We start from the raw sequence: 19568 nt of genomic DNA, 5'->3' as shown, positions 1-19568 counted from the left end.
TCGTCACAGGCGCGGCACGGTGGTGGGTGGATCGCCACAGGAGGAAACATGGACATGATGGACGCCGGATTCTGGGACGCGCGCTACGCCGGAACCGAACAGCTCTTCAGCGGCGCACCCAACGGAGTCCTCGTCACCGAGGTCGCGGACATGACGCCCGGGAGCGCCCTGGACGTCGGGTGCGGCGAAGGCGGCGACTCGCTGTGGCTGGCGGAGAAGGGCTGGCAGGTCACCGCCCTCGACGTCTCGCAGGTCGCTCTCGACCGCGCGGAGGCGCTGGACGTCGCAGGCCGCATCGTGTGGAAGCAGGCGGACCTCTCCGCGAGGGCGCCCGAGTTCGGACCGTTCGACCTGGTGTCCGCCCAGTACTTCCCGGCCGTCCGCCAACCGGACCACGCGACGATCCGCGGGCTCCTCGGTGCCGTCGCGCCCGGCGGAACCCTGCTGATCGTCGGGCACGACTTCGCGGATCTGCCGCCCCGCGAGGAACTCGACTTCGATCCCGACGCCTTCTACCAGCCGGCCGAGATCGCCGATCTGCTCGGCGACGAGTGGGACGTCGAGGTCAACGAGACCCGGGCACGGACCGCTCCGGCGCCGGCCGGGACTCATCACGTGAGCGACACCGTGCTGCGTGCCCGCCGCGCGCGGTGACGACGGAGACCACCGACCGGAGTTGATCGGCGACGGCTCGGCGGTCGCGCCCGCGCGCCGCCAGGGCGAGCATCGCCACATGCGTGCGGACGTGGGGCCACGGGTAGGACTCGGTCATCAGGTGGGCGAGTTCGAGGTGGTCCCACTTCTCCGCCTCGGTGCTCGCGATCCGGGCGTCGTACATCTCGGCCTCGTAGGCGGAGTGGACGCGGTCGGGCATGGTCGGCATCGAGGCTCCCTCGTTTCGGCTTCACTGGGCACGGGTCCACGCCGAAGGTCGACGCGCGGACACGGACACCATCGTGGACCGGCAATGCTTAGGGGACGCTGAGGACGGCTTCGCCGGATCGACCTGCGTCGTTAGTGTCGGATCCGTGCGACCCCGACCACCCGCGTGGACAACCCGGGCCCGACGGTGGGCCCGGCCGGTTCGCGTCCGCCTGACCGTGATGGCGACGCTGCTCGTCGCGGTCGCGCTGACGGTCGGCGCGGCCGCGGTGCTGATCGCGCTGTACCGGTCGGCCGGATACTCCGCGGACGTCGCGACCACGGCACGGGCCAGGCAGATCGCGGACATCGCGGAGTCGGAGGGCGTCGGCGCGCTCGACGAATCGGTGCTGACAGCCGGCCGGCACGTCGACATCATTCAGGTCGTCGACGACGAGGGGCAGGTCGTCGCCAGCGGTCAGCGCTATCCGACGGGGCCGATCGCGCACGGCGAGTTGTCGCCGGGCGAGGAACATCGGGCATCCGGACTGCGCGTCGTACCGGACGGCATCCGATACCGCGTCGCGTTCGTCGGCGTCGCCACGCCGGACGCCGGGCCGGTGACGGTGGAGGTCGGCGCCGACGAGACCCGGCTGTACTCCCGGGTGGTCTTCCTCGGCGTGCTCAGCGTCGCGGTCATCCCGCTGATCGTGTTGGGGACAGCCCTGCTCAGCTACTACTTCATCGGTCGAACGCTCAAGCCGGTCAACGACATTCGGCGGCAGGTGGACGAGATCTCGGGCGGTGACCCGGCGCAGCGGGTGCCGGTTCCCGACACCGGTGACGAGATCGCCACCCTGGCGAGCACGATGAACGCGATGCTCGACCGGATCGACTCCGCCCGCACCCAGCAGATGCGGTTCGTGAACGACGCCTCGCACGAGCTCAACAGCCCGCTCACCACCCTCGTCGGGCTCCTCGACCTGTCCCGGTCGACGGGCCGTCCGATCGACCCCGAGACGGTCGAGACGGTGATGATGCCGGAGGCGTTGCGACTGCAGAGCATGGTGGCGGACCTGCTGTTCCTGGCGCGGGCCGACGAGAGCGGCGTCCCGCTGCGCCTCACCGACGTGGACCTCGACGAGCTGGTCGCCGCGGAGGTCACCCGTCTGGAGGCGCTCGGCGGCCGGACCGTGACAGCGCGGATCGTCGCGGCGCGCGTGCGCGGCGACGAGGAGAAGCTCGCGCGTGCCCTGCGGAACATCACGGACAACGCCGTCCGGCACGCCGACGGTGCCGTCGACGTCACGATGAGCGTGCACGACGGGCGCGTCCGGGTGGTGGTCTCCGACGACGGCCCGGGAATCGCCGAGGCCGATCGGGAGCGGGTGCTGGAGCGGTTCGTGCGTCTCGACGACGCACGCGAACGAACAAGTGGCGGTTCGGGTCTCGGGCTCGCCATCGTCACCGAGATCGTGTCGGCGCACGACGGGAACGTCGTCGTCGCCGACTCGCCCGGCGGCGGCGCCGCGGTCGGGTTCGACCTTCCGGTGCAGACGTGGGACTAACCGCCGTCTGCCGCCAGCCGGTAGCCGACTCCTCGAATCGTCTCGATCGCCCTGCAGCCGAACGGTGTGTCGATCCGCCGGCGCAGGTAGCTGATGTACACCTCGACGACGTTCTCGTCACCGTGGTAGTTGACGTCCCAGACCGCGCGAAGGATCTCCGCCTTCGTCACGACCTCGCCCTTGCGGCGCATCAGGTACTCGAGGACGCCGAATTCGCGTGGGGTCAAGGTCAACTGGGTGTCGTCCCGGCGTGCGACGTGCGCGGCTGGGTCCACCGTCAACGATCCCGCCGTCAACACGGCGGGCCGCGCAGGCGCCGCCCGGCGCACCAGCGCCCGCAGTCGCGCCGTCAGCACCACGAACGAGAACGGCTTCGTGAGGTAGTCGTCGGCACCGAAGTCGAAGGCGTCGGCCTGGTCGTACTCGCCGTCCTTCGCGGTCAGCATCAACACCGGCGTCCAGTTCCCGGCGCGGCGCAGTTGCCTCACCACTTCGTACCCGTTCAGTCCGGGCATCATGATGTCGAGAACCACCACGTCGAAGCTGTCGGCGACGGCCTTCTCCAGCCCGGTGCGCCCGTCGTGCGCGACGTCGACCACCCAGCCCTCGGTCACGAGCATGCGGCGCACGGTCTCCGCCACGCCTGGGTCGTCCTCCACCACGAGTACACGCACGGTTCCCACTATTCCGCGTCCCGCCGGACCCGTGGGGTGCGACGCTTCCCGAACTGCGGGGTGACCGGCCGGTGAGCGATCTCGTCAACCCGACCGAGATGTACCTGCGCACCCTGCACGATCTGGACGAGGACGGTGTCGAGGCGCGACAGGCGCGGATCGTGGAACGGCTCGGGGTCACGCACGCGACCGTCGGGCAGGCCGTGAGCCGCCTCGCGAAGTCGGGACTGGTGTCGACGACGGGCGACGGCCGCATCGAGCTGACTCCCGAGGGGTGCGCACAGGCGGTCGCGATCGCCCGTAAGCACCGGCTCGCCGAACGACTCCTCACGGACGTCATCGGGCTGCCGCCCCTCCTCGCTCACGACGAGGCGTGCCGCCTCGAACACGTGATGAGCGAGGCGGTCGAGCGGCGCATCGTCACGCTGCTCGGCCGCCCGGAGACCGCTCCTTGGGGAAATCCGATTCCCGGCCTCCACGGTCTCGGCGTGGTGGCGGCAGAACTCCCCGCTGCAACGCGACTCGTCGACATCCCGGCCGTGCGCCTTCCCGCGCAGGGGACCGTCCGGTCGGTGTCGGAACAGGCGCAGGCCGACGGCGAACTCATGGCCGCGCTGGTCCGGGCAGGCGTCGTGCCCGGCGCCCGGGTGAGCGTGCGACGACTCTCCCGGTCGTACCGGGTCACGGGTGTGGACGCTGTCGAGATCCCGACGCGGCTCGCCCACGTCCTCCGGATCGACTGCGACTGACTACGGCGTCACGATCGCGAAGTCGGGGTCGGGGGCGTCGAGGTAGCCGACCAGTTCGGCGAGTGCCGTCGCGTTGCCCGTCACGGCGATCGTGCCGTCGGCGATCATCGCAGGCAGGTCGCCGCCACCGACCAGCGCGACGTGGAGGTCGCGGTTCGACAGCGTGAACGTCGCGTCCGGCGGCGGAAGCTCACCCTCGACGTCGAAGTGCACCAGCAGTCCGTTGCGCAGGTGGGTGCGGTGGACGATCCCGTCGTCGGTGAACGTCCAGTCGATCGTGATGTCCGCCGACCACGCCTTCGGGCCGTCGACCCGCAGTGCGACTGCGTCGAAGAGCTGCTCGACGCTGAGCGCGTTCGCGATGTCCGGGGCGGCGGTGGTGGTGGGCGTCCCGATCGACCCGTGCCGCAACTCGTAGGCACCCATGAGGAAGAAGTTGCGCCAGGTGCCGTTCTCCGAGCCGAAGCCGAGCTGTTCGAGGGTGTCGGCCTGCAGGGCCTTGGCCTCCGCGTTGTCCGGATCGGCGAAGATCACGTAGTTCACCACCTGCGCCACCCAGCGGAAGTCGCCCTCCGCGTAGGACTTCCGGGCCTTCTCCAGGACGGCGTCGACACCGCCCATGAATTCCACGTGCCGCTTCGCGGACTCGGTCGGCGGGTGCTCCCAGAGGTGCGCGGGGTTGCCGTCGAACCAGCCCATGTAGCGCTGGTAGATGGCCTTGACGTTGTGGCTGACCGAGCCGTAGTAGCCGTGTGTGTGCCACGCGTTCTCGACGGCCGGTGGGAGCTGGATGCTCTCGGCGATCTCGATTCCCGTGGCGCCCTTGTTGAGTGCCCGGAGCGTCTGGTCGTGCAGGTAGCCGTAGAGGTCGCGCTGCACCGACAGGAACTCCGTCAGCCGGTCGGTGCCCCACGTCGGCCAGTGGTGCGAGGCGAACAGGACGTCCGAGCGGCCCGCGTACCGGTTGATCGACTCGGTCAGGTACTTCGCCCACACGTGCGGGTCGCGGACCAGGGCGCCGCGCAGCGTCAGCAGGTTGTGCAGTGTGTGAGTGGCGTTCTCGGCCATGCACAGTGCGCGGCGGTCGGCGAAGAAGAAGTTCATCTCCGACGGTGCCTCGGTGCCCGGCGTCATCTGGAACTCGATGGCGATGCCGTCGACGACCTCGGTCTGACCGGTGTGATCGACGTTCACGGTCGGGTTGATCAGGGTCGGGGTGCCGGTCGACGTCGTCGGGCCGAGGCCCGCGCCGACCGCGCCGCGCGGACCTCGGGGGAGTGCGGCGCCGTACATGTACCCCGCTCGCCTGGCCATCGCCGTTCCGGCGTACACGTTCTCGGCGACGGCGTGCTCGACGAAGCCGACCGGAGCGAGAACGGGAACGCGGCCGGAATCGACGTCCTCCTGCGTGGTGACGCCCTTGACGCCGCCGAAGTGGTCGATGTGGCAGTGGGAGTAGATCACCCCGGTCACCGGGCGGTCCCCGCGGTGCTCGCGGTACAGGGCGAGTCCGGCCGCGGCGGTTTCCTCGGAGATCAGCGGGTCGATCACCACGACGCCTGTGTCGCCCTCGACGAGGGTCATGTTGGACAGGTCGAGTCCGCGGACCTGGTAGATGCCGTCGGTGACCTCGTACAGGCCCTGCATGGCGCACAGTTTCGACTGCCGCCACAGGCTCGGGTGGACGGTGTCGGGGCAGTCGTCGTCGAGGAACGCGTAGCCGTCGCTGTCCCAGACGGTGTCGCCCGCGTCGTTCCGGACGACGCCCGGCTCGAGCGAGGCGACGAGACCGCGCGTCGCGTCGGCGAAGTCCTGGGTGTCCGTGAACGGCAACACCCGCGTCGCGCTCTCGTGCTGGGCTCCGATGCTCGCGGCGACGGGATTCTGGTCAGACATCGTTCTCCTTCTTCAGCTGGTTCGGGCGGACCCGGCGACACCGGTCAGCAGTGTCACGATGGCGATTCCGACGACGAAGTAGATGGCCGCGCTGCAGATTCGGGACGCGCTCGTGGCGTCCGCGGCGAACGGCAGCAGCGTTGCGGCGAGGGTGGCGAGCACGCCGATCCAGCCGAAGAAGCTGGTCGCGCGCGGTGTGGTGAGCATCAGCACGTGCAGCAGCGCGGTGGCGATCAGCGCCGCGACGACGGCGTGCCCGGCAAGGTTCGCCGCCTGCGAGGTCCCGATTCCGGTCGCGGGGGTGATGACGGGGACGTCGAACACGTCACGGACGAGGAGCAGTCCCACGACCGCAGCCAGCGCGGCGACCACCGCCGTCGCGGCTCCACCCGCCCACAGTCGCTTCGCGTCGACTGTCGGGGTGGTGCGTGGGTCGGGTTGGTATGCGTTCACCGGGACTCCTTCCGCGATCGCCTGCCGCTACTCGTCCGACGCTATGCAGCGTCGACAGGTCGCGCCTCATCCCGTTCGGGTGAGGTGGCGACCGACCGGCTTCACCCGGAACGTGTGACGGCGCGGGACGGAGTCCTTCATAGGGTGGGCGGGAGGCATCCGACAGCAGGTGGCTCGGAGAGGAGCGGCAGTGGCGACGACCCGCTGGAAGGTGTTCCAGTCCCTGCAGGGCTACGAGTCCGGGTGGTTGCGGCCGGACGTCGTCGCGGGCCTGACGGTGTGGGCCGTCATGATCCCCGAGGCGCTGGCGTACGCGTCCATCGCGGGGGTGCCACCCGTGGCCGGACTCTACGCGGCGGTCCCCGCGCTCGTGCTGTACGCGCTCGTCGGGAGCTCGCGGCACCTGGTCGTCGGGCCGATGTCGGCGACCGCCGCGCTCTCTGCCGCCATCATCGCCCCCCTCGCGGCCGCGGACAGTGAGCGCTTCGTGCTCCTCAGCACGGCACTGGCCATCGCGACCGGTGTGGTGGGGCTGCTCGCCGGGCTCGCCCGTCTCGGATTCGTGGCGTCGTTCATCTCCGAACCCGTCCTCAAGGGCTTCATCGTCGGTCTCGCACTGACGATTGTCATCGGCCAGGTGCCGAAGTTCTTCGGAATCGACAAGGAGGAGGGGGACTTCTTCGACCAACTGTGGGGTGTGCTGACCGGCCTCGGTGACACGGACTGGCGTACCGCCGTGGTCGGGGCGATCAGTCTCGCTCTCGTGATGGGACTGCGCCGCTGGCTGCCGCTGGTACCGGGGTCACTGGTCGCCGTCGCCTTCGGAATCGTGGCGGTGTCGGTGTTCGACCTCGACGCACAGGGTGTCGCGATCGTCGGGCACATCGATTCCGGCCTCCCTGCTCTCGGGATTCCCGACGGCGTCGGATTCCACGACTACCTGGATCTGCTGGGACCGGCGCTCGGGGTGCTCCTGATCGGGTTCGCGGAGGGATTGGGAGCGGCAAAGACGTACGCGGCCAAGTCGGGGTACCAGATCGACGCCAACCGTGAACTCTACGGACTCGGCGCTGCAAATCTCGGTTCCGGGCTGGCGTCCGGCATGGTGGTCAACGGTAGCCTCTCCAAGACTGCGGTCAACGGGTCCGCCGGCGCCCGAACTCAGGTGAGCGGGCTGGTTGTCGCCGGATTGACGGTCGTGACCCTGTTGTTCCTCACCGGGCTGTTCGAGAAGCTGCCCGAGGCGACGCTGGCCGCGGTGGTGATCGCCGCGGTGATCGAACTCGTCGACGTGGCCTCCCTGCGACGGCTGTACCGGGTCTGGACGGAACGGCTCGGCAGTATCTACGGCCCGGCCGCGCGGCCGGATTTCGTCGCGGCGCTGGCGGCTATGTTCGGCGTGTTGCTGTTCGACACGTTGCCCGGACTGCTCATCGGCATCGGAGTGTCGGTGCTGCTCCTGCTCTACCGTGCGTCCCGCCCGCACATCGTGACGGTCGTCAAGCACGACTCGTTGTGGCTCGACGCGGAGCGGCACCCCGACCTACCCGAGAATCCGGAGCTGCTCGTCGTCCGGGTCGAGGCCGGGCTCTTCTTCGCCAACGCGGACCACGTCCGTGCGAGCATCGAGGACATGTGCACGGACCGGACCCGCCTGGTCGTGCTGGACGCGGAGACGTCGCCGTCGATCGACGTGACCGCCGCGTCGATGCTGGCGCAGTTGCGGGATTCTCTGGCGCGCAGGCGGATCGCCTTCCGGATCGCCCGGCCGATCGGTCAGTTCGGCGACGCCCTCGGAGCCGCGGAGTCCGGGGTCCTGCCGGTCGACGTCTATCCCACCGTGCGCGCCGCCGTCGCGGCGGAGTGATCGGCTGTCCGGCCGGTTCGAGACGGTGATCCCGATGCTTGCGACCACGACGAGGGCGATGGCCGCCAGGCGGGTGACGCCGACGGACTGACCCAGCAGCAGCCATCCGGCGATCAGCGCCGCGATCGGTTCGAAGGCGAGCAGTACTCCGAACACGTGACGAGGCAGGCGGCGCAGGGCCGCGAGCTCCAGTGTGTACGGAATCACCGATGCCAGAACGGCTGTGACGACCGCGATCGCGAGCAGGTGCGGATCGGACAACGCGACCACGGCGCCCGACGCGCCCGCGGGAAGGACGCACACCGCCGCGACGACGAGCGCGATCGCGAGTCCGCCGCTGCCCTCCACGTGTTCGCCGACCTTCGCCGTCGCGAGGATGTACAGGGCCCAGAAGGCAGCGGCGACGAGGGCGAAGGCGACGCCGGCGGCGTTCAGCGATGGTGCCGTGGACGAGGGTGCCGCGAGCGCGTTCTCGACGCCGAGGAGCACCATGCCGCCGAGCGCCAGCGCGACACACAGGAGGTCACGGCGGTGCCGTGAGAGGCACGCGGCCAACAGGAGTGGGCCGAGGAACTCGATCGCGACCGCGACCCCGAGTGGGATGCGGGCGATGGAGGCGTAGAAGAACCCGTTCATCCCGGCGAGTGCGACACCCAGAACGAGGACGGACCGCCACTGCTGCCGCGTCCACCGACGAGCGCGCGGGCGCACCGCGACGAGGAGGATCACGGCGGCGATCGACAGTCGCAGGGCGGTGACGGCCCACGATCCCAGTACGGGGAACAGGTGGGCGGCGGTCGCGGCGCCGAATTGCAGCGAGATGCACGATCCGACGACCAGCGTCACCGACGACGCGGAACTCGTCGACGTCGGGGCGGGTGCCGTCACGATGCGGTACGAGGGAGGAGGTTCACCTCTTCAGCATCGGCAACGAACTATCATGAGTCCAGCGAATGTTTCTTCGCGATTTCGGTTAGCAAAACTGATCAATGGGGTCCGGATGCTGAACGTCATGCGGTTGCGGATGCTGTGCGAGCTCCAGCGGCGAGGCACGCTCGCCGAGGTCGCGTACGCCCTCTCGTACACCCCGTCCGCGGTGTCCCAGCAGTTGTCGCTGCTCGAACGCGAGACCGGGGTGACGTTGTTCGAGCGCGTCGGGCGTGGCGTCCGTCTCACGGATGACGCCGTCGGCCTGGTGGCACACGCCGAAGCGGTCCTGGCCCGGCTCGAACAGGCCGAGTCGGAGCTCGCCGCTGCGCAACCGCACGTCCGGGGCACGCTCCGGGTCGCGTCGTTCCAGACCGTCGTCGTCGAACTGGTCCCGCCGGCGCTCACCCTGCTCGCCGAGCGGCACCCGCAGTTGCAGGTGGAGATCGCGCACCGGGAGGTCGGCCCGGCGTACGAGGGCCTGCTGTCGCACAGGTTCGACGTCATCCTGGGTGAGGAGTACCCGGGTCTTCCCGGCGAGATCCGGTCAGGTGTCGATCGGCAGGACCTGGTGCGCGACCGTTTGTGTCTCGCCGTTCCCGCGGTGGGGCGGTGGTCGGCGTCGCCGAGTGTGCTGGCGGACCTGACCACGGCGCCGTGGGCGATGGACCCGCCGGCGACCCCGACCGGGGACTGGTCGCGGGCGGTGTGCCGGACTGCGGGCTTCGAGCCGCGGATCGCGTTCGAGAACGCGGATCCGCTCCTGCAGGCGCACCTCGTCCGGTCCGGCCACGCGGTCGCGTTCATTCCCGCGCTGATCGCGGGACGGCACGGTGACGGCGTTCAGCTGATCGGTCTGCCCGGGGACCCGCATCGCACGCTCCACACGGCGGTCCGTGCGGGGCGCGCAGGCCATCCGGCGGTCCGCGCCTTCCGTGCGGCGCTGGCGGAGGTCGCGTCGGAGCGGGTGGCGACGCCGCTCGCCGGGTGGTTGGCGGCGGACGGTTCGTGATGTCGACCGGAGTGTCGTCCACGAGACGGTGGTGTGACGGATGTGTTACGTGTCGGCGGTCATGATTCCGCTGGGTTTCTCAGTGTCACAGCGTGATTCGCGTTAACTCAGAGTTCACGTGGACCGGTTGCGTGGTGTGAGGCGACAGTCCACTCTCGGGTGACGACGATTCCCGGCGTAAGACGGGCGTCACTCCACCGCGATCGCGGTGGACCCTTCACACGAAAAGGTGGACCGCATGGATCAGGCTCTTGCCGCGGCCAACACCGCCTGGATTCTAGCCGCGACCGGGCTGGTGGCACTGATGGTGCCGGGTCTGGCGCTCTTCTACGGCGGCATGGTGAGCGTCCGGAACACGCTCAACATGATGATGATGACCTTCGGCGCCTTCGCGGTCGTCGGAGTCCTGTGGGTGCTGTTCGGCTACTCGACGGTGTTCGGCAACTCGCTCGGCGAGGCAGGACTGCTCGGTGACCCGCTCGAGTACCTCGGCCTCGGACAGCTTCTCGAGGCTCCGGCCGAGCCAGGACTCCCGCCCGCGCTGTTCGCGGCGTTCCAGATGCTGTTCGCCGGCATCACCGTCGCCCTCATCTCGGGCGCCGTCGCGGACCGTCTCAAGTTCGGCGCCTGGATGGTCTTCACGGCGATCTGGCTGACCCTCGTCTACTTCCCGGTGGCCCACTGGGTCTTCGCGTTCGACAGCTCCGACGGCTCGGTCATCGGCGGCTGGATCGCGAACACCCTCGGCGCCATCGACTTCGCCGGTGGAACCGCCGTCCACATCAACGCAGGCATCGCTGCCCTCGCCCTGATCCTGGTGCTCGGCAAGCGGGCCAACTTCATCAATCCGCCTCGCCCGCACAGCCTTCCGCTGACCATGCTCGGCGCCGGCATCCTGCTCTTCGGCTGGCTCGGATTCAACGGTGGTTCCGCGCTCGCCGCGAACAACAGCGCATCGGTGGTCGTGCTCAACACCCTCGCCGCCGCGTGCGCCGGCATCTGCGCCTGGCTGCTCGTCGAGCGGATCCGGACCGGCCACTCCACCACCCTCGGTGCGGCGTCCGGCCTGATCGCGGCGCTCGTCGCCATCACCCCCGCCTGCGGTGCGGTCTCCCCGATCGGCGCCCTCGTCATCGGTGCCGCCGCTGGTGCGGTGTGCTGCCTCGCGATCTCGCTGAAGTTCAAGCTCGGATACGACGACGCCCTCGACGTCGTCGGCATCCACCTCGTCGGTGGCGTGCTGGGCACGCTGCTGATCGGCTTCCTCGCCACCGAGGCGGCTCCGAACGGTGTTGCCGGCCTGTTCTACGGCGGCGGCCTCGGCCTCCTCGGCAAGCAGACGGTCGCGGTCCTCGCGGTCCTCGCGTACTCCTTCATCGTCACCTGGCTGATCGCCAAGGCGATGGACAAGGTCACCGGCCTCCGCGTCCACGAGGACGTCGAGCGGGACGGCCTGGATGTCGCGATGCACGGCGAGAGCGCCTACTCGGTCGAGGCCCCCGAGCTCGGTGGGGCGGTCGTGACCACCGACGCCGACGACGTCGCCGTCGCGGCGGCGGCCATCACGGAGAAGGCGGCCACCGAGAAGGTCACCTGATCCCCGCCTGAACCCTCGGGTTCTGGGGTAGGACCGTCCCCGTAATGCGGTCCTGAACCCGAGTACACGAAGGCCCCGGTGTCGCGACATCCTCCCCGCGACACCGGGGCCTTTCCCATGTCCGCCTTACCTGTCCGGTCCGGGACCAGACCGGCCCGTGGTGGGCATGAACGGTTCCGTTCAGTCGATCAGATCGAGTGAACGGAACCGTTCATGCCGGTACCGGGTGGGGTCAGGCGGTGGGGACGCGGAGGATCAGGGCGTCGCCCTGGCCGCCGCCACCGCAGAGGGCTGCGGCGCCGGTGCCGCCGCCGCGGCGCTGCAGTTCGAGTGCGAGGTGCAGGGCGATGCGGGCGCCGGACATGCCGAGGGGGTGGCCGAGGGCGATGGCGCCGCCGTTGACGTTGACCTTGTCGGGGTCGATGCCGAGTTCTCGGGTCGACGCGATGCCGACGGCGGCGAAGGCTTCGTTGATCTCGACGAGGTCGAGATCGGCCGGGGTGATGCCGTCCTTGGCGCAGGCGGCGGCGATGGCGTTCGCGGGTTGGGACTGCAGGGTGGAGTCGGGGCCTGCGACCTGTCCGGCGGCGCCGATCTCGGCGATCCAGGTCAGGCCGAGCCGCTCGGCTGTGGCCTTGGACATGACGATGACGGCGGCGGCGCCGTCGGAGATCTGGGAGGCGGATCCGGCGGTGACGGTGCCGTCCTTGGCGAATGCGGGGCGCAGTTTTCCGAGGGATTCGGTGGTGGTGTCGGCGCGGATGCCTTCGTCTTCGCGGAAGTCGATGGGGTCGCCCTTGCGTTGCGGGACCGGGACGGGGACGACCTCGTTGTCGAAGAGTCCGTTCTTCCAGGCGGCGGCGGCCTTCTGGTGGGAGGCGGCGGCGAATGCGTCCTGCTCTTCCCTGCTGACGAACGTGGTGTCGGTGTTGGCGGATTCGGTGAGCAGGCCCATAGCCTGGTCGGTGAAGATGTCGTGGAGTCCGTCGTAGGCCATGTGGTCGCGGAGGGTGACGTCGCCGTACTTGAAGCCCTGGCGGGACTTTTCGAGCATGTGGGGGGCTTGGGTCATCGATTCCTGGCCGCCGGCGACGATGATGTCGAATTCGCCGGCGCGGATCATCTGGTCGGCGAGGGCGATGGCGTTGATGCCGGACAGGCACACCTTGTTGATGGTCAACGCTGGTACCGACATGGGGATGCCGGCGGCGACGGCGGCCTGGCGGGCGGGGATCTGGCCGGCGCCTGCGGTGAGGACCTGGCCCATGATGACGTAGTCGACCTGGTCGCCGGTGATGCCGGCTTTGTCGAGGGCGCCCTTGATGGCGATGCCGCCGAGGTCCGACCCGGAGAAGTCCTTCAGTGATCCTTGCAGCCGACCCATCGGGGTACGGGCACCGGCCACGATGACGGAGACATTGTTCGACATATGAGGTGAAACCTTCCGAATGCGACGGGAATTCCTCCCCAAATGGCCCATTCGATCGGTCTGACCGATCGAATGGGCCATTCGGGAACCGGAAAAGGGGGTGCCTCAGGCAGGCTGGGGGATGCGGTTGGCAAGCGGAGCGGCGGTCGCGGCGGTGACGTCGTCCACCGTGACGCCGGGCGCCAGCTCGACGAGCGCGAGAGTGCCGTCGCCGACCACGTCGATCACCGCGAGGTTGGTGATGATGCGGTTCACGACGCCCTGTCCGGTGAGGGGGAGGCTGCACGACTCGACGATCTTCGCGCCGCCGTCACGGTCGGTGTGTTCCATGACGACGATGACGCGGTTCGCGCCGTGCACCAGGTCCATCGCGCCACCCATGCCCTTGACCATTTTGCCGGGCACCATCCAGTTGGCGAGGTCGCCGGTGGCGGAGACCTGCATGCCGCCGAGGACGGCGGTGTCGATGTGGCCGCCGCGGATCATCCCGAAGGACAACGCCGAATCGAAGTACGCGGCACCGGGATTGACGGTGACGGTCTCCTTGCCCGCGTTGATGAGGTCGGCGTCGACGGCGTCTTCGGTGGGGTAGGGGCCGGTGCCGAGGATGCCGTTCTCCGAGTGCAGCGTGACCTTCACCTCGTCGGTCAGGTAGCCGGGGATCAGCGTCGGCAGGCCGATGCCGAGGTTGACGTACTCGCCGTCGATCATCTCCGCAGCCGCGCGGGCGGCCATTTCGTCGCGGGTCCATCCAATACTCATGCCGACACTCCCTGGGTCGCTGTGACGGTGCGCTTCTCGATGCGCTTGTTCTGCGGTCCGGTGTGGACGACGCGCTGCACGAACACACCCGGCAGGTGCACCTGGGCGGGATCGAGTTCGCCGGCCGGGACCAGCTCCTCGACCTGGGCGATGGTGACCTTGCCCGCCATCGCGGCGAGCGGGTTGAAGTTCAGGGCGGTTTTGTCGAATACCAGGTTGCCCGCGGTGTCGCCGCGCACGGCGTGCACGAGGGCGAAGTCGGCGGCGATCCCGAGTTCCATCACGTACCGCTTGTCGCCGAACTCGCGGGTCTCCTTCGGTGGGGAAGCGACGGCGACGGAACCGTCGGCCGCGTACCGCCACGGCAGACCACCGTCGGCGACGGGGGTGCCCACACCGGCGGGGGTGAAGAAGGCGGGGATGCCTGCGCCGCCCGCACGCAGGCGTTCGGCAAGGGTGCCCTGCGGGGTCAGTTCGACCTCCAGCTCACCGGACAGGTACTGCCGGGCGAACTCCTTGTTCTCGCCGACGTACGACGCGGTGACGCGGCTGACCTGCTTGGCGCCGAGCAGGATTCCGAGGCCGTGGTCGTCGACGCCGCAGTTGTTGGAGAACACCTCGAGGTTGCCGACGCCGGACTCGCGGAGGGCGTCGATCAGTGCGTCGGGGATGCCGCACAGTCCGAATCCGCCGACGGCGATCGTCGCGCCCTCGCCGATGTCCGCGACGGCCTCGGCCGCTGTGGCGAACACTCTCGTTCCCATCCGAAGTCCCTTCGTAGTGCACGGTGTGCGTCTGCTCGATTGCCCGGTCCGGTGCATGGACGCTCCGTGCCGGGTGTCTCCGACCACTCAAGTACGCAGGTCACTGCACTTCAAGCTCCCGGCAGCGTTCGGTCGCAAGTGCTCGCGAGCCGGACCATGCGGTCATATGCGTTCACTGAATGGACGTACACTGTCCGTGTGGACGAGCGACCTCAGGTGATCAGGCGAGTGGGGGCGCTGCTGCGCGCCGTCGCGGCCGCCCCGGGTGAGGGTGCGTCCACGTCGGATCTGGGCCGCGCGACCGGCCTCGCGCGTCCCACCGCGCACCGGCTGCTCAGCTCGCTTGCCGACGAGGGCCTCGTCGACCGGGACCGAAAGACCGGACTGTGGTCGCTCGGCCCGGAGCTGTACCTGCTCGGGTCGCAGGCCGCGGAACGCTACGACGTCACCGAACGCGCCCGCGACATCCTGCGCGACCTGGCCCGCGAGACAGGGGAGAGCGCGTTCCTGTCCGCCCGGCGCGGCGACGAGACGGTCTGCGTCGCCAGTGAGGAGGGCAGCTTCCCCCTGCGTTCCCACGTCCTGCACGTCGGGCTGCGGCTGCCGCTCGGTGTGGCGTCGGCGGGGCTGGTGATCCTGTCGCATCTGCCCGACCGTGAGGTCGGCGAGTACCTGGACCGTCGTGAGCTCACCGAACGGTGGGGCGACGAACACAGCACCCCCGCGATCCGCGAACGCATCGAGGCCACCAGGCTGACCGGCTACTGCGTCAACCCCGGACTGCTGGTCCAGGGGAGCTGGGGGATGGGTGCTGCCGTGTTCGACGCGGCCGAGCAGCCGGCATGGGCGCTGAGCCTGACCGGCGTGGAGTCACGCTTCCCGCCCGAGCGGAGAGGCGAACTCGGTGAGCTGCTGCTGCGGCAGGCGCACCGGTTGACATTGCGGCTGCGCGGCGGGCGTTGAGCCGACGCTCCCCGTGCGCGCCGCTGCGGTGACGTGACATCCGACCGGCTGGGAAGGTCAGCGGCGAATACACCGAAAACCGATGTGGCTCATACCCGTGTCGACCATCTGCGGTCGCCTCGCGGAGGGCCGGTACCGCATGCAGTAGCTGTCTGCGCACAGAAACGAGCCGCCCTTGACGACCCGACGCGGGATCGCGAACTGAGGCTGGGACGGATCGTAGGACTCGGTGCCGCAGCACGGCGTCGTCGAACGATCCTCGCCGTAGAAGTCGGCCGTCCACTCCCAGACGTTGCCTGCCATGTCGAACAGTCCGTAACCGTTGGCAGGAAAGCTGCCCACCGGTGTGGTCTGCCCGTATCCCTTGTCCGGGAGGTACGGGAACTCGCCGTGCCAGTAGTTGGCGAGTTTCTGGTCGGCTCTCTCCGGTTCGTCGCCCCAGGTGTAGGTCGCGCGGTCGAGCCCGCCTCGCGCGGCGACCTCCCACTCCGCCTCGGTCGGCAAGGCCTGCCCCGACCAGTCGGCGTATGCGACCGCGTCCTCGTAGGCGATGTGCACGACAGGATGGTTCTCACGGCCTCGCACCGACGACCGCGGCCCACGTGGGTGCTGCCAGGACGCGCCCGGCGTCCACGTCCACCACTGACTGAGGTGTCTGAGGTCCACGGGACCCGCCGTGCGGTGGAACACCATCGACCCCGGTTGCAGATTCGTCGCCGGCGCACCGGGATAGTCGGCCGGGTCCAGTGGACGCTCCGCGACCGTCACATAGCCGGTGGCGGAGACGAACTCGGCGTATTGGGTGTTCGTCACCTGGTGCTTCTGGATCCAGAATCCGTCGACCGAGACCGTCTTCGACGGACCTTCCTCGGGGTAGTCGTTGTCGGCACCGACCGTGGTCGACTGCGCGGGGATCCACACCGAGTCCGTGTCCCGGCCTGGATCGGTTGTGAGTGTGTCAGGCACCGAAAACTGTCTTCCAATCGTTCTTGATGCTGGCGACGATCCATCCGTCGTTCGCGGCCCGTTGCAGCGCAGTCTCCGCGCCCGAGGTGTAGTCGAATTCGCGTTCCGCATCGTCGTGCAGGATCAACAGTTGCAGCGAGGGGCGCGCGGACGAGGCGGTGAACTCCAGCATCTCGATGTCGCCGTTCGAATTACCGGCCGCGAAGACGGGCCTGCGTCCGATCCGGTCCCACAGCCGCACCGGCTTGCCGGGGCCGTCGTCGACGAACTGCAGGTCGGCGGTCGTGTACACGTTGGCGTCCCGATACACGAGGCTCACCGTGCTGCCGACCACCCGCTCCGGCGGAATCCCGTACATCGGGCCGGATATCGGACGCATGAAGTCGCGTCCACCTCCTGACACGATGTAGCAGGTGAACCCGTGGCCCTCCAAGTAGCGCAGCAGGTCGACCATCGGCGAGTACCCGCACTCCGTGTACGGGCGACCGAGGGTCGGATGCCGGGCGGCCTCGAAGAACTCGGCGATCGCGGCGGCGTGCTCGTCGACGGAGATCTCCTGATGTGCCGCGAGGATCGCCGCCGTGAGGGGGGCGAAATCGCTGTCGTCACCCTGATAGTGCTTCGCAACCGCGCCACCGAGCCATGCGAGGTCTCCGGTCCAGGCGGCCTTGTAGGGCTGAGTGTCCCGCAGCGCCGGGTCGGTCTCGGCCTGTTCCCGGAATCGCCGGATCAGGAAGTCCAGTTGGACGTACATCGGCTTCTCGCACCACAGGGTGCCGTCGTTGTCGAAGACGGCGACCCGGGCATCCGGTTCCACGTAGTCGGGTCCCTCGGTGGTGACCCGCCCGACGAAGTCGACTATCGCCGACTTCGCCGGGCCGTTCGTCCAGGTGTCGAGCACGGGTCAGTCCCTCGCCAGGAACTTCTGGAGCTTCTCGACCGCGTGGTCCACGTTGAAACTGGCCGGTTCGTGTCGTGGTGGGAACTCCTCGAAGGTCTCGAGGAACTTCGCGGCCATCGCGGTCATGTAGAAGATGAAGTAGTCGTGCCGCAGGAACCACTCGTAGTAGGTGTTGGAGGTGATGTCGGCGTACTCGTATGGGTCGGTGCGCAGGTTGAAGAGCTTGGGTACGCGCAGATGCACGAACGGCTCCGCCCACACCTGCAGGGTGCCCTGGCACCGCTGCTCCAGGAACACCGCCTTCCAGTTCTCGAACCGCATGGCGACGAGATCGCCGTCGTCCGAGAAGTAGAAGAAGCCGCGCCGGGGACTCGTCTCGACCTCGCCGGTGAGGTACGGCAGCAGGTTGAATCCGTCGATGTGGACCTTGTACTCGGTCTTGCCGTCGGCACCGGCGGTGTGGCCCGCCTTCAGCTTCTCGATGATGTCGGGTTCGCCCGCGGCAGCCAGCAACGTCGGCAGCCAGTCGTGGTGCTGGACGATCTCGTTCGACACCGCACCGGCTGCGATCCTCCCCGGCCAGCGGATGATCTCCGGGACCCGGAACGCCCCCTCCCAGTTCGTGTCCTTCTCGCTCCGGAACGGTGTCGTGCCTGCGTCGGGCCAGGTGTTGCGGTGTGGCCCGTTGTCGGTGGAGTAGATGACGATGGTGTCCTCGGCGATGCCGAGTTCGTCGAGCACGTCCAGCACCGTTCCGACGTTCTTGTCGTGGTCGATCATCGCGTCGTGGTACGGCGACTGCCACAGCCCCGACTGGCCACGGCTCTCCGGTTTGACGTGCGTGTAGAGGTGCATGTGGGTGAAGTTGCACCACACGAAGAACGGGTTGCCCTCCTCGTGCTGACGCCTGATGTAGTCGACGGTGGTGTCCGCGATGTCGTCGTCGATCGTCTCCATCCGTTTGCGGTTGAGGGGACCGGTGTCCTCGATGGTCTGCTTCCCGACCGGCCCGAATCGTGGATCGTCCGGTTCCGTGGAGACCTCGGTGGTCGCCTTGCACCTGAGCACGCCGCGGGGGAGGGCGAACTCGTGCAGCCGGGGGAACTGGTCGGCGTGCGGGTAGTCGACGTTCTCGGGTTCCTCTTCGGCGTTGAGGTGGTAGAGGTTGCCGTAGAACTCGTCGAAGCCGTGGACAGTCGGCAGGAACTTGTTCAGGTCCCCGAAGTGGTTCTTGCCGATCTGGGCGGTGGCGTAGCCGAGGGGCTTGAGGAGCTCGGCGATCGTCGGATCCTCGGCGGCCCAGCCGATGTCGACACCGGGAACGCCGACCTTGCTCATGCCGGTGCGGTAGACGCTCTGCCCGCTGATGAAGGCTGCCCGGCCGGCGGTGCAGCTCTGCTCGCCGTAGGAATCGGTGAACCTCATGCCCTCGTCGGCGAGGCGGTCGATGTTCGGCGTGCGATAGCCCATCAGGCCGTCGCTGTAACAGCTGAGATTCGAGATTCCGATGTCGTCACCCCAGATGACGAGAATGTTCGGCTTGCCGTCCGGCATGTTCAGAGGCCCCTTCGTTCGATCACGACGTCGAATCCACTGTCGTGCCGAATCCTATGGGCGGTGGGTGGTGTCCACGGGTAACAGCGCACAGCGCAGCGGGTGTGTCGTGGGGCATTCGGTCGTGCTCGCCTCCGTGGCGCCTCGGTCCAGTGCGTCGAATGCGTTCCCGGCTACGCCCTGCCTCGCAGGTGAGCCGAGGGGCTGTAGTCGATCTTCCAGTCGGTGTACACACCCAGTGTCCCGTCTCGTAGGCAGCGCAGACCGACGCTCACCCAGCGCACGTCGTCGCTGCCGTCGCCGACCGACGCGAACCCGACTGCGATCTCGAACTCCTCGCCACCGCAGGGGCATTCGCACTGGACCGGCTCGGCCTCGGTCCAGTGGTCTGCGCTGTCGGCGATCAGGACGGCGTCGTCACATGCGAGGCACAGTCGTTCGGCGCAACCCGCCTCGTCGTCCACGCCGATGGCGAAGGCTCGCCCACCGCAGTGCGCGCACACAGACGCGGCGACGGTGTCGACGGCGTAACCGCCGGCGCGGTGCTCCCTCACGTATGAGGCGAGCGAGTCGAGGTCGTCGCCGCGCGTGGACTGGTGGGTGTCGTCTGCCGTCACCAGGTCAG

The 19568-nt window shown here is 68.7% G+C and carries 18 protein-coding genes and 1 pseudogene; 7 read left to right on the top strand and 12 right to left on the bottom strand.

The window, feature by feature from the left end:
• Positions 1-48: 48 nt before the first annotated feature.
• A complete protein-coding gene (locus ACFSJG_RS26935) occupies positions 49-654 on the top strand; it encodes a class I SAM-dependent methyltransferase (protein ID WP_378488313.1) in 606 nt (201 codons plus the stop codon).
• Here the strand turns inward: ACFSJG_RS26935 and ACFSJG_RS26930 are convergent.
• Entirely contained in the window at positions 566-874 is a 309-nt protein-coding gene (locus tag ACFSJG_RS26930; protein ID WP_378488359.1) for a DUF3703 domain-containing protein, read from the bottom strand. The genes ACFSJG_RS26935 and ACFSJG_RS26930 overlap by 89 nt on opposite strands.
• 229 nt (positions 875-1103) lie before the next feature.
• Here ACFSJG_RS26930 and ACFSJG_RS26925 point away from each other — a divergent pair, with 229 nt between their 5' ends.
• The gene (locus tag ACFSJG_RS26925) at positions 1104-2429 is read left to right on the top strand and encodes a sensor histidine kinase (RefSeq protein ID WP_378488358.1); all 1326 of its coding nucleotides are present in this window, start codon (positions 1104-1106) and stop codon (positions 2427-2429) included.
• Here ACFSJG_RS26925 and ACFSJG_RS26920 read toward each other — a convergent pair.
• Positions 2426-3103, bottom strand: coding sequence for a response regulator transcription factor (locus ACFSJG_RS26920; protein ID WP_378488312.1), 678 nt, complete (start codon positions 3101-3103; stop codon positions 2426-2428). The two genes, ACFSJG_RS26925 and ACFSJG_RS26920, sit on opposite strands and share 4 nt — an antisense overlap.
• A gap of 71 nt (positions 3104-3174) precedes the next feature.
• Here ACFSJG_RS26920 and ACFSJG_RS26915 point away from each other — a divergent pair, with 71 nt between their 5' ends.
• Positions 3175-3852 carry a metal-dependent transcriptional regulator gene (locus ACFSJG_RS26915; RefSeq protein ID WP_378488311.1) on the top strand — a complete coding sequence of 226 codons (678 nt, stop codon included), beginning with the start codon at positions 3175-3177 and terminating at the stop codon, positions 3850-3852.
• On the opposite strand, the gene ACFSJG_RS26910 is transcribed toward ACFSJG_RS26915, so the two are convergent.
• Positions 3853-5748, bottom strand: a complete 1896-nt coding sequence (locus tag ACFSJG_RS26910) for an alkyl/aryl-sulfatase (RefSeq protein ID WP_378488310.1) — start codon at positions 5746-5748, stop codon at positions 3853-3855.
• Positions 5749-5760: 12 nt separating this feature from the next.
• Positions 5761-6201, bottom strand: a complete 441-nt coding sequence (locus tag ACFSJG_RS26905) for a DUF6069 family protein (RefSeq protein WP_378488309.1) — start codon at positions 6199-6201, stop codon at positions 5761-5763.
• A 190-nt stretch (positions 6202-6391) separates the two neighbouring features.
• On the opposite strand from ACFSJG_RS26905, the gene ACFSJG_RS26900 reads away from it, so the two are divergent.
• Positions 6392-8068 (top strand): SulP family inorganic anion transporter, encoded by a 1677-nt coding sequence (locus tag ACFSJG_RS26900; RefSeq protein WP_378488308.1) that lies wholly within the window; start codon positions 6392-6394, stop codon positions 8066-8068.
• An 84-nt stretch (positions 8069-8152) separates the two neighbouring features.
• On the opposite strand, the pseudogene ACFSJG_RS26895 reads toward ACFSJG_RS26900, so the two are convergent.
• A pseudogene (locus ACFSJG_RS26895) lies at positions 8153-8560 on the bottom strand (EamA family transporter); the annotation flags it as partial.
• Positions 8561-9068: 508 nt separating this feature from the next.
• Here ACFSJG_RS26895 and ACFSJG_RS26890 point away from each other — a divergent pair.
• A complete protein-coding gene (locus ACFSJG_RS26890; RefSeq protein ID WP_378488307.1) occupies positions 9069-10007 on the top strand; it encodes a LysR substrate-binding domain-containing protein in 939 nt (312 codons plus the stop codon).
• Between the two features lie 238 nt (positions 10008-10245).
• Positions 10246-11604, top strand: a complete 1359-nt coding sequence (locus tag ACFSJG_RS26885; protein WP_378488306.1) for an ammonium transporter — start codon at positions 10246-10248, stop codon at positions 11602-11604.
• Between the two features lie 232 nt (positions 11605-11836).
• Here the strand turns inward: ACFSJG_RS26885 and ACFSJG_RS26880 are convergent, their stop codons facing one another.
• The 3 genes from ACFSJG_RS26880 to ACFSJG_RS26870 all read right to left on the bottom strand — a co-directional run bounded on the left by ACFSJG_RS26880 (position 11837) and on the right by ACFSJG_RS26870 (position 14559).
• Positions 11837-13033: an acetyl-CoA C-acetyltransferase gene (locus tag ACFSJG_RS26880; protein WP_378488305.1), complete on the bottom strand. Its 1197-nt coding sequence runs from the start codon at positions 13031-13033 to the stop codon at positions 11837-11839.
• Between the two features lie 105 nt (positions 13034-13138).
• Complete coding sequence (locus tag ACFSJG_RS26875) at positions 13139-13795, bottom strand: 3-oxoacid CoA-transferase subunit B (RefSeq protein ID WP_378488304.1); 657 nt, start codon at positions 13793-13795, stop codon at positions 13139-13141.
• Entirely contained in the window at positions 13792-14559 is a 768-nt protein-coding gene (locus tag ACFSJG_RS26870) for a CoA transferase subunit A (RefSeq protein ID WP_378488303.1), read from the bottom strand. Before ACFSJG_RS26870 ends, ACFSJG_RS26875 begins: the two co-directional genes overlap by 4 nt.
• 156 nt (positions 14560-14715) lie before the next feature.
• Here ACFSJG_RS26870 and ACFSJG_RS26865 point away from each other — a divergent pair, with 156 nt between their 5' ends.
• Entirely contained in the window at positions 14716-15522 is an 807-nt protein-coding gene (locus tag ACFSJG_RS26865) for an IclR family transcriptional regulator (protein WP_378488302.1), read from the top strand.
• 57 nt (positions 15523-15579) lie between these two features.
• Here the strand turns inward: ACFSJG_RS26865 and ACFSJG_RS26860 are convergent, their stop codons facing one another.
• From ACFSJG_RS26860 to ACFSJG_RS26845, 4 genes are all read right to left on the bottom strand, one after another.
• Positions 15580-16488, bottom strand: a complete 909-nt coding sequence (locus tag ACFSJG_RS26860) for a formylglycine-generating enzyme family protein (protein WP_378488301.1) — start codon at positions 16486-16488, stop codon at positions 15580-15582.
• Positions 16481-17389: an HAD family hydrolase gene (locus ACFSJG_RS26855; protein WP_378488300.1), complete on the bottom strand. Its 909-nt coding sequence runs from the start codon at positions 17387-17389 to the stop codon at positions 16481-16483. Before ACFSJG_RS26855 ends, ACFSJG_RS26860 begins: the two co-directional genes overlap by 8 nt.
• Positions 17390-17392: 3 nt before the next feature.
• Complete coding sequence (locus tag ACFSJG_RS26850; protein ID WP_378488299.1) at positions 17393-18943, bottom strand: arylsulfatase; 1551 nt, start codon at positions 18941-18943, stop codon at positions 17393-17395.
• 173 nt (positions 18944-19116) lie between these two features.
• Positions 19117-19560 (bottom strand): hypothetical protein, encoded by a 444-nt coding sequence (locus ACFSJG_RS26845; RefSeq protein ID WP_378488298.1) that lies wholly within the window; start codon positions 19558-19560, stop codon positions 19117-19119.
• Positions 19561-19568 lie beyond the last annotated feature (8 nt).

It is taken from the genome of Rhodococcus gannanensis, assembly GCF_042681175.1.
GTDB classification, from domain to species: domain Bacteria; phylum Actinomycetota; class Actinomycetes; order Mycobacteriales; family Mycobacteriaceae; genus Rhodococcus_G; species Rhodococcus_G gannanensis.
This window is presented reverse-complemented; position numbering and strand designations above follow the sequence as displayed.